The sequence below is a fragment of the Porphyrobacter sp. SLTP genome (assembly GCF_009905735.1).
GTDB lineage: Bacteria > Pseudomonadota > Alphaproteobacteria > Sphingomonadales > Sphingomonadaceae > Erythrobacter.
The window spans coordinates 25,615-40,180 of record NZ_JAAALE010000025.1 but is presented as its reverse complement, the minus strand read 5'-3'; the positions used below and the strand labels follow the sequence as shown (position 1 = coordinate 40,180).

14 protein-coding genes are annotated in these 14,566 nt (G+C 64.7%); 7 read left to right on the top strand and 7 right to left on the bottom strand.

The window, feature by feature from the left end:
* The first annotated feature begins 15 nt into the window (after positions 1-15).
* From GVM20_RS15400 to GVM20_RS15390, 3 genes are all read left to right on the top strand, one after another.
* Positions 16-690 (top strand): TPM domain-containing protein, encoded by a 675-nt coding sequence (locus GVM20_RS15400; protein ID WP_166548074.1) that lies wholly within the window; start codon positions 16-18, stop codon positions 688-690.
* Between the two features lie 167 nt (positions 691-857).
* Entirely contained in the window at positions 858-1,379 is a 522-nt protein-coding gene (locus GVM20_RS15395) for an NUDIX hydrolase (RefSeq protein WP_166548078.1), read from the top strand.
* Positions 1,380-1,382: 3 nt separating this feature from the next.
* On the top strand, positions 1,383-2,165 hold the full coding sequence (locus GVM20_RS15390) for an SDR family oxidoreductase (protein WP_166548073.1): 783 nt from the start codon (positions 1,383-1,385) through the stop codon (positions 2,163-2,165).
* A gap of 86 nt (positions 2,166-2,251) precedes the next feature.
* Here the strand turns inward: GVM20_RS15390 and GVM20_RS15385 are convergent, their stop codons facing one another.
* Genes GVM20_RS15385 through GVM20_RS16210 form a run of 3 tightly spaced genes read right to left on the bottom strand, consistent with a single transcriptional unit; the run spans position 2,252 to position 2,769 of the window.
* Positions 2,252-2,467 carry a PspC domain-containing protein gene (locus GVM20_RS15385; RefSeq protein ID WP_160761444.1) on the bottom strand — a complete coding sequence of 72 codons (216 nt, stop codon included), beginning with the start codon at positions 2,465-2,467 and terminating at the stop codon, positions 2,252-2,254.
* Positions 2,468-2,500: 33 nt separating this feature from the next.
* Positions 2,501-2,614, bottom strand: coding sequence for an enoyl-CoA hydratase (locus GVM20_RS16215; protein WP_199799650.1), 114 nt, complete (start codon positions 2,612-2,614; stop codon positions 2,501-2,503).
* Between the two features lie 41 nt (positions 2,615-2,655).
* Entirely contained in the window at positions 2,656-2,769 is a 114-nt protein-coding gene (locus tag GVM20_RS16210; protein ID WP_199799649.1) for an enoyl-CoA hydratase, read from the bottom strand.
* A 240-nt stretch (positions 2,770-3,009) separates the two neighbouring features.
* Here GVM20_RS16210 and recF point away from each other — a divergent pair, with 240 nt between their 5' ends.
* Positions 3,010-4,098 (top strand): DNA replication/repair protein RecF, encoded by a 1,089-nt coding sequence (recF, locus tag GVM20_RS15380; RefSeq protein ID WP_166548072.1) that lies wholly within the window; start codon positions 3,010-3,012, stop codon positions 4,096-4,098.
* 116 nt (positions 4,099-4,214) lie between these two features.
* Here the strand turns inward: recF and GVM20_RS15375 are convergent, their stop codons facing one another.
* Complete coding sequence (locus tag GVM20_RS15375) at positions 4,215-4,934, bottom strand: arylesterase (RefSeq protein WP_166548071.1); 720 nt, start codon at positions 4,932-4,934, stop codon at positions 4,215-4,217.
* Between the two features lie 59 nt (positions 4,935-4,993).
* On the opposite strand from GVM20_RS15375, the gene GVM20_RS15370 reads away from it, so the two are divergent.
* The gene (locus GVM20_RS15370; protein WP_166548070.1) at positions 4,994-5,692 is read left to right on the top strand and encodes an ABC transporter ATP-binding protein; all 699 of its coding nucleotides are present in this window, start codon (positions 4,994-4,996) and stop codon (positions 5,690-5,692) included.
* A complete protein-coding gene (locus GVM20_RS15365; RefSeq protein WP_166548069.1) occupies positions 5,689-8,214 on the top strand; it encodes an ABC transporter permease in 2,526 nt (841 codons plus the stop codon). The genes GVM20_RS15370 and GVM20_RS15365 overlap by 4 nt, the downstream gene beginning before the upstream one ends.
* A gap of 11 nt (positions 8,215-8,225) precedes the next feature.
* Here the strand turns inward: GVM20_RS15365 and GVM20_RS15360 are convergent, their stop codons facing one another.
* From GVM20_RS15360 to GVM20_RS15350, 3 genes are all read right to left on the bottom strand, one after another.
* The gene (locus tag GVM20_RS15360; RefSeq protein WP_166548068.1) at positions 8,226-9,095 is read right to left on the bottom strand and encodes a hypothetical protein; all 870 of its coding nucleotides are present in this window, start codon (positions 9,093-9,095) and stop codon (positions 8,226-8,228) included.
* Positions 9,096-9,200: 105 nt separating this feature from the next.
* Positions 9,201-9,593, bottom strand: coding sequence for a DUF805 domain-containing protein (locus GVM20_RS15355; protein ID WP_166548067.1), 393 nt, complete (start codon positions 9,591-9,593; stop codon positions 9,201-9,203).
* Between the two features lie 121 nt (positions 9,594-9,714).
* Complete coding sequence (locus tag GVM20_RS15350) at positions 9,715-12,297, bottom strand: TonB-dependent receptor (RefSeq protein ID WP_166548066.1); 2,583 nt, start codon at positions 12,295-12,297, stop codon at positions 9,715-9,717.
* A 417-nt stretch (positions 12,298-12,714) separates the two neighbouring features.
* On the opposite strand from GVM20_RS15350, the gene typA reads away from it, so the two are divergent.
* Entirely contained in the window at positions 12,715-14,550 is a 1,836-nt protein-coding gene (gene typA, locus GVM20_RS15345) for a translational GTPase TypA (RefSeq protein ID WP_166548065.1), read from the top strand.
* Positions 14,551-14,566 lie beyond the last annotated feature (16 nt).

Below are 14,566 nucleotides of genomic sequence, written 5' to 3'. Positions count from 1 at the left end.
GGGGGATGGTAAGCCATGGCCTATCTTGATGACGCCGGACGCCAGCGGGTCAGCGAAGCGGTCACGGCTGCCGAAAGCGCGACTTCCGGCGAGATCGTGACGGTGCTGGCCGAAAGCTCGGACGGGTACACCGATGTGGCGCTGCTGTGGGCGGCAGGTGCGGCGTTTACAGCGATGAGCGTGTTTGCGGCCTTCCCCCTGCCTTTCCTCAACGCGTGGGATGCGGCTTTTGGTGGGTGGGGCCATGAATGGACCACCGGAGAGCTCGCCAGCATGGTGATCGCGCTCGGCCTCATCAAATTCGTTGCTGTGATGCTGGTGCAGCAATGGGAACCGCTGAAGTTTTTCCTGATCCCCGGCCCGCTCAAGACGATCCGGGTCCACAATCAGGCGGTGCGCCAGTTCAAGGTTGGCGCGGAACGTCGCACCACCGGGCGCACCGGCGTGATGATCTACCTCTCGATGCGCGAACACCGCGCAGAAATCGTCGCGGATGAAACCATCGCGGCCAAAGTGCCCGCCGAAGTGTGGGGCGAGGCGATGGGCGATATGCTTGTCCACATCCGCAAGGGCCGTGTGGCTGAGGGGCTGGCCGTGGGTATCAGCGATGTCGGCCATGTCCTGGCCGAACATTTCCCGCGCGGCAGCGACGATGAAAATGAGCTCCCAGACCGCCTGATCGAGGTTTGACCCGACCTGCCGCAATTCGCCCTTGACCCGCTCGCCCTGAGCCTGTCGAAGGGCCGCTCCTTCTTTCCGATCCAGCGCCGAAGAAGCACGATCCTTCGACAAGCGCAGGATGAACGGGGTTTTGCATTTTGGAAAAAGACCGCGACGCCGATCTGCCCGAAGAGGTAATGTGGGAAGGCCGCTTCATCACCACCAAGAAGCGGGGGCGGTGGGAATATGTCGGACGCGCGCGCGGCATTCGCGCCGCAGCGATCATTGCGCTGGACGAGGACGCCGATGGCACCCGCCATGTGATTCTTGTCAGCCAGTACCGCGTGCCGCTCTCGCGCTTCAGTCTCGAAGTCCCCGCGGGCCTCGTCGGCGATGACGCGGGCGGCGAGGACGAAAGCGCCCTCACCGCCGCCGCGCGCGAGCTGGAGGAGGAAACCGGCTACCGCGCGGCCAAGCTTGAGGTCCTGGGGGAGTTCTACTCCTCGCCCGGGATGGTCTCGGAATGCTTCACGCTGCTGAAAGCGACCAGCCTTGAACGCATTGGCGAAGGCGGCGGCACCGAGGGCGAGAATATCACCGTCCACCGGGTTGCGCTGCGCGATCTTTCGCGCTTCGTGGCCGAGTGGCGGCGCGCAGGGCACGCGGTCGACGTGCGCATAGCGATGCTTTTGACACCGGGATACTTGGGAGAGGATTAAGTTATGGCAGGCAGAGTTGCGGGCAAGATGGCCCTCGTCACGGGCGGCGCGCAGGGCCTTGGCCGCGCGCATTGCATCCGCTTGGCGCAGGAAGGCGCGCGGGTGCTGGCGACCGATATCAACGGCGCGGGCGCGGAGGAAACCGCCGCGATCATCAATGCCGAGATGGGCGAAGGCACCGCCTTCGGGATCGCGCATGACGTGACTGATCCGGCCCAGTGGGAAGCCGCGGTCGATGCCGCGCGCGAGCATCTCGGCGGGCTCAACGTGCTGGTCAACAATGCCGGGATCGGCGTGCCGGGCAATATCGAGGCGTGTGATTTCGGGGACTGGCAGCGCTGCTTTGATATCAACGTCAACTCGATCTTCCACGGCTGCCAGAAGGCCCTCCCGCTGATGCGCGAACACGCGCCGGGGTCGATCATCAATATCTCGTCCATCGCAGGCCTGATCGCCAGCGACACCATGCCCGCTTACAACGCCTCGAAGGCGGCGGTGTGGATGCTGTCGAAGTCGATTGCGCTCCACTGCGCCAAGAAGAGCATGAATATCCGCTGCAATTCGGTGCACCCGACCTTTGTCGATACGCCGATCCTCGACGGGACGGCCAAGGCCGCCTCGCTCGACAAGGATGTGCTGCTGGAAAAGCTGGCGCGGCAGATCCCGCTGAAATTCGTGGGCGAGCCCAACGATATCGCCAACGCGGTGCTCTATCTGGCGAGCGATGAAAGCCGCTTCATGACCGGCGCCGAGCTCAAGCTGGATGGAGGAATCTCGGCCATGTAAAAAAGAGGGGCCACACAAGGCCCCTCCCGGTTGTTCCAATCAGGTGCAGCGGCCCGAAAACCGGGAACCGCTTTTCGTCGCTGCACTCAATCCGCGATCAGCGCGATCGCGAGGTAGATCAGGATGAAGCTGCCAAAGCCGAGCAGCGCGCCGGCAACGAAGCCGATCCGCACCAGCATGGTGTCGATCCCGAAGTAGTCAGCAATCCCGGCGCAGACGCCGAAGACCTTGGCGTTGGACTTGTCGAGGCGGAAGTTCGCGCGGGGCGGCTTGCCGCCGGAATTGCCCGTGATGTTGTTCATGTCAGTCAGTCTCCGTGAGAAAGTGTTGCCAGCTTAGGCGACCATGCCGGGGCTAGCAGGAACGATGGCATAGGCGAAGCTGGCAACGGTCAGAACGACAGCGAAGGCAGCGGAAGCGAGGCGGGCGAGGTTGTCAGAGCCGAACATGGTCTTGGGTCCTTTGAGTCGAGTGTTTGGTGAGGCAGCGATCAAGCGATCAGGGTCGGGCTGGCCGGGATGATGGCGTAGGCGAAGAACGCGGCCGACATGACGATCGAGAAAGCGGCGGCGAACAGGCGGTTCGAGGTTTCGGTGGCGAACATGTGAAGTCTCCTTCTGGTGTTTTCAGTGTTTTCCGGGACCATCCCGGGGATGCAAAGTACATTGCACGGGGCGTGCCAAACTAGAAAAATGGCGGAATTCTGCGGTTTCTATGCTTTCAGCCCGCAAACAACCCGTTCAGCCAAGCGAAAGATTGGGAAAATCTACCAAGGGTTAGGATTGGCGATTTCAGAAGCGCTGCTCTGGCCAAATCTGGCCCCTGTGCTAACCGCGAGTGCGCCATGGGCCTCAGCCGGATCACCCTTGAAAACTTCCGCAATCACGCCGCGACGACGCTTGGCGAGACGGCGCATTTCAACCTGCTGGTGGGTGAGAACGGCGCGGGGAAGACGAACCTGCTGGAGGCGCTGTCATTGCTCGGGCCGGGGCGCGGGCTGCGGCGCGCGAACCTTGGCGATCTGGCGCGGCGGGCGGTTCCGGGTGATCCCCCCCTCCCCTTTGCCATCGGAGCGAGCCTGACCGAGGCCGGTACCGTGTCGGCACGGATCGGCACCTATACCGAAGACGGCCAACCCGGGCGGCGGCTGGTGCGGGTCAACAGCGCGCCCGCCAGCGCGGCGAGCCTTGCCGAATGGCTGGCGATGAGCTGGCTCACCCCGGCCATGGACGGGCTATTCACCGACAGCGCGGGCGCGCGGCGGCGGTTTATGGACCGCATGGCGCTGGCCATCGCGCCCGATCATGCGCGGCGGGTCAACGCGCTGGAGACCGCCCTGCGGGAGCGGGGCAAGCTCTTGGAAGCGGGCGGCGATCCGCGCTGGATGGACGCGATCGAGGCACAGGCGGCGGATCACGGCGCGGCGGTCGCGCGGACCCGGGCCGACCTTGTCTTGCGACTGGCGGATGAACTTTCCGCCCTGCCCCCTGAGCCTTTCGCCCGGCCCGCCCTCACCTACCTCCCCGGCGGCCCGCTGGATGAGACCGCCTTGCGCGCCGAACTCGCCCGCGCCCGCCCGCGTGACCGGGCGGCCGGACGCGCGCTCACCGGACCGCAGCGCGATGAGTTGCAGGTCAAGATGGCCTCAACCGGCCAGCCTGCCGCTGCCTGTTCGACCGGCGAGCAGAAGGCCATGCTGATCGCCATTACGCTGGCCCACGGCATCCTTGCCGCTGCTGGTCGTCCCAGCGTGCTGTTGCTGGACGAAGTCGCCGCGCATCTCGATCCGGTGCGCCGGACCGAACTGTTCCGGCGACTGCGGGAAGGCAAGGCGCAGGTCTGGATGACCGGCACAGAACTCGCTCCCTTCGATGCGATCCGCGGCGAGGCGGCGGTGTGGCGCGTGTCTGGTGGAGGTGTGGAGCGGATATAGATACTGCTCGTCATTGCGAGCCGCAGGCGAAGCAAGCCATGGCCCAGCCTTCCCGCCACGAGTAAAGCCGTGTCAAGGATTACCGCGCCGCCTTCGGCTCCTCGCAATGACGAAGATTACTTTGCCGCCGGTGGTAGCGCGCCCTCGACCTCGTCGAGCGTCGAGGCCACCAGCCGCTCGATCCCGTCGGCGGTGGGGTGGATCTTGTCGGCCTGGAACAGCGCGGGCTCGCGGTAGATGTCCTCAAGCCAGAACGGGATCAGCGCCGCGCCATATTCCTTGGCGAGGTCGCGGTAGATCGCATCGAACTCAGCCTGAAACTCCGGCCCGTAATTCGGCGGGGCGCGCATCCCCATAATCAGCACCGGCACCTTCTGGTCGCGCAGGATCGTCAGCATCTTGCCAAGGTTCGCCTTGGTCTCTTCCGGCGAGAGCCCGCGCAGCAGGTCATTCCCGCCCAGCTCCAGAATGAACAGCGCGGGCGGCGTCTCCTGCGCCGCCAGCGTGAATTCCAGCCGCTGCAACCCCGCTGCCGAGGTATCGCCCGAAACGCCCGCATTGATCACATCGGCGTTCATCCCCTTGGCCCGCAGCGCGTTCTCCAGCTTCTCGGGATAGGAATCGCGCGGATCGAGGTTGTAGCCGGCAAACAGGCTGTCCCCGAAGGCGATAATCTTCCGCTCCGGGCCCATCACCGGGATCGCCGGGAGTGCGGGCTTGCCGTCTTCGGCGATCTCGGCCGCAGGCGCGGCATCCTCGGCCGCGTCTCCGCAGGCCGCCAACGCCAGTAATGCGGCACCAACGACGCCAATATTCGACCAACCGCGCTTGTGCATCCGCACACCATCCTTAGCTGTAGCTTGTTGCTATCCCCCACCTATGCCATCGGAACCGTGTGACAAGTCCCTCTCTCGCAATCAGCGCTCGCAATCTTACCCTCACCCTCGGCAGCAATGCTGCGCCGGTCACGATCCTGCGGGGTATCGACCTCGACATTGAGCAGGGGCAAGTCGTGGCGCTGCTGGGGCCCTCGGGCTCAGGCAAAAGCTCGCTGATGGCGGTGCTGTCCGGCCTCGAACGCGCGAGCGGCGGGACGCTGACTGTGGCGGGCGCGGATTTCACCAATCTGACCGAGGATGGCCTTGCCGCCGCGCGCCGGGGCCGGATCGGGATTGTGCTGCAAGCCTTCCACCTGCTGCCGACGATGACCGCGGCCGAGAATGTCGCCACCCCGATGGAACTCGCCGCGATGCCGGACGCCAGCCCCCGCGCGCTGGCGGAGCTGGCAGCGGTCGGCCTCGGACACCGCACCGGCCACTACCCCACCCAGCTTTCGGGCGGCGAGCAGCAGCGCGTCGCCATCGCCCGTGCCACTGCACCGCGCCCCGATCTGATCTTCGCCGACGAACCGACCGGCAACCTTGATGCCGCGACAGGCGAGGAGATCATCAACCTCCTTTTCGCCCGCCGCGCGGAAACCGGGGCGACCCTGCTCATCATCACCCACGATGCCAGCCTTGCCGCGCGCTGCGAGCGGGTGCTGACCATGGCGGACGGCGTGATCGTGTCGGACACGGCTGGCACCCGCGCATGAGCCTTCCGCTCAAGACAGCGTGGCGCATCGCCCGCCGCGACCTCAATGCGCGCTTCCGCGGCCTCAGGCTGCTGCTGGTGTGCATTTTACTCGGCACCGCGGCGCTGGCAGCCATCGGCACGCTGACCAACGCGATCGAGCGGGAGCTGGAGTCCAGCGGACAGGAGTTGCTGGGCGGCGACCTTGAGGTCGAAGTGTGGCAGCGCGATCTGCGTCCCGATGAACGCACAGCGTTGAGCGAATATGGCACCATCTCCAGCGGCTACCGGATGCAGGCGATGGCCAGCACGCCCGATGCGGCGGCGCCGATTGAACTGAAGGCGGTGGACGCCAAGTGGCCGATGTTTGGCACATTGCTTCTGACCGATGGCCGGACCGTCGGCGCGCCCAGCGGCACGGATGCGTGGATCGCGCAGACCGCGCTCGAACGGCTCGGCATCAAGCCGGGCGACATCTTCGAGGTCGGCACCGTCACCTTGCGCGCGGCAGGCATCATCAAGGACGAGCCAGACCGCCTGTCAGAAGGCTTCCAGCTCGGCCCGACGATCATCGTCGCGCAGGATATCCCCGCCAAGGCCGGTCTGCTGCAACCCGGTTCGCTCTACCAGAGCAAGCACCGCATCGCCTTCGCCAATGCCGCGCAGAGCCCTGACGTGGTGGAAGAGGCGCTGACCAAGCGCTTCCCGACCGCGGGGTTCGACATCCGCACCCGTGATCGCGCCTCACCCGGCGCGGACCGGTTCGTGCGGCAGATGAGCGATTTCCTGACGCTGGTGGGCTTGGCCGCGCTGGTGATTGCCGGGATCGGGATTGCGGGCGGCGTGTCATCCTATCTCGACCAGCGCCGCACCAGCATCGCGACGCTGAAGGTGCTGGGGGCGACCTCGGGCGATATCGTGCGCATCTATGCGATGCAGATCGGCGTGGCGGCGCTGGCAGGGAGTATCGCGGGTCTCGCGGCAGGCGTGCTGGTCACGCCGCTGCTGGCGGGCGCCTTGCAAGGGCTGCTGCCGGTCGAAAGCGGCTTCATCATCGCGCCTGGCGCTCTGGCTTTGGCGGCGAGTTACGGGCTGCTGGTGGCCTTCGCCTTTGCCGCCGCGCCGCTGCTGCGCGCGCGGACTTTCCCGGCGATGGCGCTGATGCGGTCGGGCATCGTGCCACTGTCACGCGACAAGCGCGCACTCTTGGCGACCGCGCTGGGCCTGGCCGCGATCTGCGCTTTGGCGCTGCTGACGACCGATCAGCCAATGCTCTCGGGCGGGTTCCTGCTCGGCGCGGGCGGCGCTCTGGTGCTGTTGGCGGGGCTTGGCTGGGGTATCCAGACCCTCGCCCGCCGCCTGCCGCGTCCACGCAATCCGCTGCTGCGGAGCGCGCTCGCCAACATCCACCGCCCCGGGGCGCCGACGGGCGCGCTGGTGACGGCGTTGGGCTTTGGCCTTGCCGCCTTCGTGCTGCTCGCCGCCGTGCAGAGCGCGATTGACGGCAATATCCAGCAGCGCGTGCCGCAGGCGGCACCAGACTACTTCGTGCTCGATGTGCCACCCGCCAAGGAGCCGCGCTTCTTCGCACTGATCCAGCAGGACTTCCCCAAGGCCGCGATCCGCACCGTGCCGACGATGCGCGGTGCGGTGCTGGCCTATGGGCCCAAGGACAAGATGATCCGCGTAGCCGACCTGAAAGAGATCCCCGAGGGCGCCTGGGCGCTGCGGGGCGAGCGCGGGCTGACTTATGCCGACACCTTGCCCGAGGGCAACCGCGTGATCGAAGGCCAATGGTGGAGCCCGTTCCACAAGGGTGAGCCGCTGGTCTCGGTCGATGCCGATTTCGCGAAGGCTGTGGACCTCAAGGTCGGCGATTATCTCACCATCGGCATCCTCGGCGTGGAGCGCACTGCGCGGGTCGCCAATATCCGCGAGATCGACTGGGAGAGCATGGGCTTCAACTTCGCGCTGGTGTTCAGCCGCAATGCGATTTCGGATGCGCCGCATAACCTGTCGGCGACGATTGACCTGCCCGAAGGCGCAGACACCGCCGCGCGCGGCAAGCTGCTGCGGGCGCTGGTGAAGGAGATGCCCTCATCCTCGGTGATCGAGGTGGGCGGCATTCTGGTCGAGGCGCGCAATTTGCTCCAGCAGGTGAGCCTTGCCACGCTGGCGGCGGCGGCTGTCACGGTACTGGCAGGTCTCGCCGTGCTGATGGGCGCGATTGCGGCGGCGCGGGCGGCGCGCACTTATGACACAGTGATGCTGCGCGTGTTGGGCGCGAGCCGGCGGCAGATCCTGCTGTTGCAGCTCGCCGAATATGGCTTGCTCGCCGGCGTGCTGGCGCTGGTGGCGTTGGGCCTCGGCGGCGGGTTGGCGTGGGTGGTCATTACCCAGCTGTTCGAATTCGACTGGCTGCCCGATTGGGGCGAGGTGCTGGGTGTGCTCGGCCTCGGCGTGGCGCTGGTGCTCGGCTTCGCGCTTGCCGGGTCACTGCCGCTCTTGCGGGCGAAACCGGCGCGGGCCCTGAGGGAATTGTAAGCGCGGGAGCTTTAGGCGAACACCTCTTCCAGCCGGTCCGATCCGCCGCCTGTGACTTCGGAATGGAGCGAGGCGGTGAAGGCCGAGGTGAACATGGCATAAGCAATCATCAGCGGGATGATCAGCAGTCCGCCGATGATCGACAGCGTAATCGCCGCGCCCGAACCGCCACTGGCCGCGTCCGTCGCGGCAAACAGCAGCGCTACGGGTAGGCCCAAAGCCACCAGCGACCCCAGGACAAAGGCGATCAGAGCGAGCAAGATCGCCAGTGCCTTGCCGCGCGTCACCGACCAGCTGCGCCGGATCGCCTTCACCGGATTGAACACCTGATCGACCGCGACCACCGGAATCAGCACGGCAAACCGGCACGCCAGATAGATCAAGACGGGCAGGGACAAGAGCGGCAGGATCGCAGCAAGCACCCCGCCCCCTGAGCCGCCCACTGCGTCTGATACGCCGAGCATCACCATAACCCCCAGTGCAAGGCCGAAATATCCCAGCAGCATCAGCACCGCGAGGGCAAAGAACGGCAGCGCGCTCCGGAACCCGCGCACCATCGCCCCGCCGAACGACGGCTCCTCCAGCGGGGAGGCGATTGTCACCATCGCCGCCTGCTGGGCGAGCAGGATCACGATATAGCCAGCGTAGAACACCACGACCACCGCGATCATCCCGATCCCGAGTCCCGTGAGAGCAGCCGGATCATCCAAGCCTGCCGAAAAGCCCGCCATACCGGCGAGGCCCATCACCATCACGCCGACAAACATCGCGATCGCGGCGGCAAACTGGATCACCAGAAACACCAGCCACATCCCCAGCAGCAGCCAGAAGCGCTGCCGGAACATGGCAAAGCTGATCGAAAAAACGCGGCCGATATCCATGATGCGAAGCCCCCTAGCGGGCTTGCCCGCCCCGCAGGGGTAAACTGCAACGCGCACACGCTTGGAGCAAGGGCCAACGTCGACCCTGCTCCATCACAGTGTGGATCACTCGAACACGTTCTCACCATAGGGGTCCTTCGGGTCGGCCCCGAAGCGGTTGTGCCCGCGCGTGCCTTCAAGGCACATGAAGATGAGCAGGATGAGTCCGCCGATATAGGGAATGAGGCCCAGCAGCACGAGCCAGCCCGACTTGTCCTGATCGTGGAAGCGCCGCACCTGCACGGCGAGGCCGGGGATCAGGAACACAAGGAAGTAAAGCCCGCCCACGGCAATCAGAAAGAGCCCGCTTCCCGAGCCGCCCCCGTCCAGCGCCATCGCGATCAGGATCAGCGGCACCAGCAACAGGATCTGGAACAGCACGAACATCCAGTATTCCTTGCGCCGCGAGCGGCCCGAAAAATCGGCATACCGCTTGAGCGGCATAAGCATCCATTCCATGTGTGATCCCCCCTGTTGCTTGTGAAGCCCTTGCAAAGCATCACATTTGGCTTCGGCATGCAAACGAAAAGGGCCCCGCACCGGTGGTGCGAGGCCCATATTCTAGCCGATGGCGTTTCGTTTAGAAGCGGAAGCGCACAAGGCCGCCGTAGGTGCGCGGCTGGCTCGGGTAGCCCGAAACCGTGCCGGCCTGAGCGACGCCGTCAAACACCGTGATGATGTATTGATCGTCGAGCAGGTTGCGCGCCCATGCGCCGATTTCCAGCCCGTTTTCGAGCTTGAAGGTCATCGAGGCGTTCACAAGGTTGGTTTCACGCTGGAAGATCCGGGTGTTGCCCAGAGCAGCGTTGAAGGTCGGCAGGCCGTTGTTGATCGCGACGTTGCTTTCGTGGGCGTAGTCGACACGGGTGACCAGCGCATTGCCGCTGTCGCCGAACTCAAGCGTGTAGGTTGCCGAGGTGGCAAGGCTCCACGCCGGGATACCACCCGGACGCGCGCCGGTCAGATTGCCGACCGGGCTTTCATCGAAGCTGTTGAACTTCGGATCAAGGTGGGTCGCCGCGAAGGTGAACACCAGACCGTCGGTCGGGTTGATCGTGGCATCGACTTCGAAGCCGCGAACCGATTGTTCACCCGCGTTGTTCAGCTGGAAGCCGGTGCCGGTGAACAGGAAGCTCTGGAAGCCCTTGATGGTCTGGTCGAACAGCGCGAGGTTGAAGCCGAAGCCATCCCACTGCGCCTTCATGCCGATTTCGTAGACTTCCGCCTTTTCCGGTCCGGCAAAGCGCGAACCCGTCGTGAGGTTGGCTACGCCCAGCCCGCCAGTGGTGATCGGCGAGGCCGGCGCGGCAAAGCTGGAGCGGCCCGGACCGGGGATGTAGTCCCCAAACGCCGGACGGCTATCGCGCGACAGGTTGATCGAGCTCGCCTTGAAGCCGGTCGCATAGCTGGCGTAGATGTTGACCTCGTTCGAGACCTCATAGGCCGCGCGCAGCAGGTAGGTGAACTGGTCATCCTGCGTACGGCCGGGCTCGACCGCGTTGGGCAGGTTGAGGAACGGCGGCTGGAACTGGAACGGCGTCAGGCCGAGCAGCGGGTTGGTCGCCGGGTTGGTGGCGGCAGCGAGCAGCTGCTGCTGGACAACGCCGGGCAGAGCCTGGAACTGCGCACGCGTGAACACGTCGGGCAGGTTCGGGTTCTGCAACGTCGCACCCGTGATGAACGCATCGACGAGGTTGATGTTGGACAGCTCGTCGAACGACTGCTGAGCGAGCGCGAAGTCCTTCTTGTCGTCGGTGTAGTTGAAGCCGGCGGTGAAGACGAGGCCGTCAACCGGCTCGAAATCGACGGTGCCGAACACCGACCACGACTTGTTATCCATCGAAAACTGCTCGGCGGTCAGCGGACCGGGCGAGAAGATCGAGTTCTGCGGGAGGCCGAGACCGGCTTCGACGCCGTTGAAGACCAGCGGGTTGCCAGCCAGCAGGCTGAAGAACGCGCGGGTATCGGCGCCCGTGGTCAGGCGGCTGTCCTGCGAGATCGATTCATCGAAGTAGAACCCGCCGAGCAGGAAGTTGATCGGGCCATCGAAGTCCGATGTGATCCGCAGTTCCTGAGTGAAGGTGTCGACCTTCTGATCGCGCAATTCGCTGACCACGTCGGCGCTGGTGAAGTCGACGTCCTGATCGAGGAAGTTCTTCAACTCGCGGTAGGCGGTGATCGAGGTGACGGTCAGGTTGCCGACGTTCCAGTCAGCCTGGATCGAGCCGCCGTAGTTGTCGACGGTGTTGCGCGGAACCTGGCTGAGGAAGGTGTTGTAGCTGAAGAAGTTGGTGTCGAGCGCTCCGCCCACTGCAAACACCGCAGGCGCGCTGGGGCCGGCCACGAGGGTCGAGACCTGGCAGCACACTTCGTCAATCCGGCCGTAGTCACCGATAATGCGGACCTTGAAATCCGTGCTCGGCTCGATCAGCAGCTGTCCGCGGGCCGACCAGCGGTTGCGGTCGGAAAGGTCCTCATCGAGGTTGACGATCCGGGCATAACCGTCACGCTTGTTGTAGCTCCCGTCGAGCGAGAAGGCGATATTCTCGGAAATCGGGCCGGTCACTTCGCCGCGCACCACGATCGCGTTGTAATTGCCATAGCTGGCTTCGACGACGCCGCCGAATTCGTACTCGGGCTCCTTGGTGACGACCGAGATCACACCGGCCGACGCGTTCTTGCCGAACAGCGTCGATTGCGGGCCGTTCAGCACTTCGATGCGGCTGACCATGTTAAGGTCGGACAGCGCGGCGGCCGAACGCGAACGGAACACGCCGTCGATGAAGACGCCGACCGAAGGCTCGATCCCGAAGTTGTTATCGCCGTTGCCGAAGCCGCGGATGATGAAGGTGGTGGCCGAAGCGCTCTGCAACTGGCTGACGCGCAGCGAAGGTGTAACGGTTTGCAGGTCGAGCACGTCGCGGATTTGCGCGTTTTCGAGCGTCTCGCCGCTCGTCACCGACACCGAGATCGGCGTTTCCTGAAGGGTCTGTTCGCGCTTGGACGCGGTAACGATGATGACGTTGCTGCTCTCAGGCGCTTCGACTTCAGGGTCCTGCTCCTGAGCGAATGCCGTGCCCGGCATGGCCAGGGCAAAGGTGGCAGCGCCTGCAAGCAGGGTGAATCGATATGCGCCGGCAATGCCGGTGATGGTCGAACGCATGGAAGCTCCTCTCCAAAATATCCCGCGACCCCGGCGCCCGTTGGGCACGCACGTTACTCGTGCGCTCTCTCCCGTGATCGTGTCGCGGCGGTGATAAGCCAGTGTTGCGTCAGCGACAAGCGGCCCACCCGCGCTTTCCTCTGCCAATAAGGGTTATTGTTGCGCCAGAGTCACACTGGAATCGGTAGCAACACCGCCCCAAATGCGCCCCACGCTTGCCCCGAACGCATCCTTGCGCTAGGCGCCGCGGCGATGTTGCAACGCAGCACATGGATGCATCGGCCACGCTTGCCGTAGCGTCCGGAGCTGTCGCTAACCCGCCATAAACACTGCCTAACGCAGCGCCCCCGATCCGCGTTGCTCGTTTACCCTGCCCCGGATGCCTCGCATCCGGCTTTCACCGGAAGTTTTTTGCGCATGTCGTCCGCCCTTAGAAATATCGCGATTATCGCCCACGTTGACCACGGCAAGACCACCCTGGTTGACCAGTTGTTCCGCCAGTCGGGCACCTTCCGCGAGAACCAGCGCGTCGAAGAACGCGCCATGGATTCGGGCGATCTCGAAAAGGAACGCGGGATCACCATTCTTGCCAAGTGCACCAGTGTCGAATGGCACGGTGCCAACGGCGATACCACCCGCATCAACATCGTCGACACCCCCGGCCACGCCGACTTCGGGGCCGAGGTGGAGCGCATCCTCTCGATGGTCGACGGCGTGATCCTGCTGGTCGACAGCGCGGAAGGCGCGATGCCGCAGACCAAGTTCGTGACCGGCAAGGCGCTGGCGCTGGGCCTGCGTCCGATCGTCGTCGTCAACAAGATCGACCGTCCCGATGGCCGCCCGCAGGAAGTACTCGACGAAGTGTTCGATCTGTTCGTGAGTCTCGATGCCGCTGACGATCAGCTCGAATTTCCGGTGCTGTACGCCTCGGGCCGCGATGGCTATGCCAGCGAAGATCAGGATCGCCGCGAAGGCAGCCTTGCGCCGCTGTTCGAAAAGATCATCGAGCACGTCCCGCCCCCCGGCCTCGATCCCGATGCCAAGTTCAGCTTCCTTGCGACACTGCTGGACCGCGACAACTTCATGGGCCGCGTCATCACCGGCCGCGTGCAGTCGGGCACGATCCGCGTGAACGACCCGATCCACGCGATCGACATGGACGGCAAGGTCGTCGAAGTCGGCCGCGCGACCAAGCTGATGAGCTTTGACGGGCTGGAGCGCGTGCCGGTGGAATCGGCGCAGGCGGGTGACATCATCGCGCTCGCCGGTCTGGAAAAGGCGACCGTCGCCAACACGATCTGCGATCCCTCGGTTTCCGAGCCGATTGCCGCCCAGCCGATCGATCCGCCGACGCTGGCGATGCGCTTCTCGGTCAATGACTCACCCCTCGCCGGGCGCGAGGGCAGCAAGGTCACCACCCGCATCATCCGTGACCGCCTGCTGCGCGAGGCCGAGACCAACGTCGCGATCCGCGTCACAGAGAGCGAGGACAAGGACGCCTACGAAGTTGCAGGGCGCGGCGAATTGCAGCTGGGCGTGCTGATCGAAACCATGCGCCGCGAAGGCTTTGAGCTCGGTATCAGCCGCCCGAAGGTGCTGTTCCGCGAAGAAGGCGGCAAGCGCATGGAGCCGTACGAGACCGTCGTGATCGACGTGGATGACGAGCACTCCGGTACGGTTGTCGAGAAGATGCAGCGTCGCAAGGCCGACCTCACCGAAATGCGCCCCTCGGGCCTCGGCAAGACCCGCATCACCTTCTCCGCCCCGTCACGCGGCCTGATCGGTTACCACGGCGAATTCCTGTCCGACACGCGCGGCACCGGGATCATGAACCGGTTGTTCGAGAAGTACGATGTCTACAAGGGCCCGATCGAAGGCCGCATCAACGGCGTGCTGATTTCCAACGGCGATGGCGAGGCCAATGCCTATGCGCTCAACATGCTCGAAGAGCGCGGCGAATTGTTCGTTGGCCCGCAGATGAAGGTCTATCAGGGCATGATCATCGGCGAGAATGCCAAGCCGGACGATCTCGAAGTCAACCCGATGAAGGCCAAGCAGCTGTCGAACGTCCGTTCGAGCGGCAAGGATGACGCGATCCGCCTCACCCCGCCGCGCCGCATGACGCTGGAGCAGTCGATTGCTTACATCGACGACGATGAAATGGTCGAAGTGACCCCGCAGTCGATCCGCCTGCGCAAGGCCGAGCTTGACCCGAACGAGCGCAAGAAGATGCGCCGCAAGAAGGAAAGCTGAGGCACGGCGGCTTTAG

What these genes read in the sequence shown, in the direction of transcription:
- GVM20_RS15355 (WP_166548067.1), bottom strand. Translation starts at nt 9,593, where the DNA reads ATGGAATGGATGCTTATGCCGCTCAAGCGGTATGCCGATTTTTCGGGC.
- typA (WP_166548065.1), top strand. Translation starts at nt 12,715, where the DNA reads ATGTCGTCCGCCCTTAGAAATATCGCGATTATCGCCCACGTTGACCAC.
- GVM20_RS16215 (WP_199799650.1), bottom strand. Translation starts at nt 2,614, where the DNA reads ATGTTCGGCTCTGACAACCTCGCCCGCCTCGCTTCCGCTGCCTTCGCT.
- GVM20_RS15400 (WP_166548074.1), top strand. Translation starts at nt 16, where the DNA reads ATGGCCTATCTTGATGACGCCGGACGCCAGCGGGTCAGCGAAGCGGTC.
- GVM20_RS15365 (WP_166548069.1), top strand. Translation starts at nt 5,689, where the DNA reads ATGAGCCTTCCGCTCAAGACAGCGTGGCGCATCGCCCGCCGCGACCTC.
- recF (WP_166548072.1), top strand. Translation starts at nt 3,010, where the DNA reads ATGGGCCTCAGCCGGATCACCCTTGAAAACTTCCGCAATCACGCCGCG.
- GVM20_RS15395 (WP_166548078.1), top strand. Translation starts at nt 858, where the DNA reads ATGTGGGAAGGCCGCTTCATCACCACCAAGAAGCGGGGGCGGTGGGAA.
- GVM20_RS15375 (WP_166548071.1), bottom strand. Translation starts at nt 4,934, where the DNA reads ATGCACAAGCGCGGTTGGTCGAATATTGGCGTCGTTGGTGCCGCATTA.
- GVM20_RS16210 (WP_199799649.1), bottom strand. Translation starts at nt 2,769, where the DNA reads ATGTTCGCCACCGAAACCTCGAACCGCCTGTTCGCCGCCGCTTTCTCG.
- GVM20_RS15390 (WP_166548073.1), top strand. Translation starts at nt 1,383, where the DNA reads ATGGCAGGCAGAGTTGCGGGCAAGATGGCCCTCGTCACGGGCGGCGCG.
- GVM20_RS15385 (WP_160761444.1), bottom strand. Translation starts at nt 2,467, where the DNA reads ATGAACAACATCACGGGCAATTCCGGCGGCAAGCCGCCCCGCGCGAAC.
- GVM20_RS15360 (WP_166548068.1), bottom strand. Translation starts at nt 9,095, where the DNA reads ATGGATATCGGCCGCGTTTTTTCGATCAGCTTTGCCATGTTCCGGCAG.
- GVM20_RS15350 (WP_166548066.1), bottom strand. Translation starts at nt 12,297, where the DNA reads ATGCGTTCGACCATCACCGGCATTGCCGGCGCATATCGATTCACCCTG.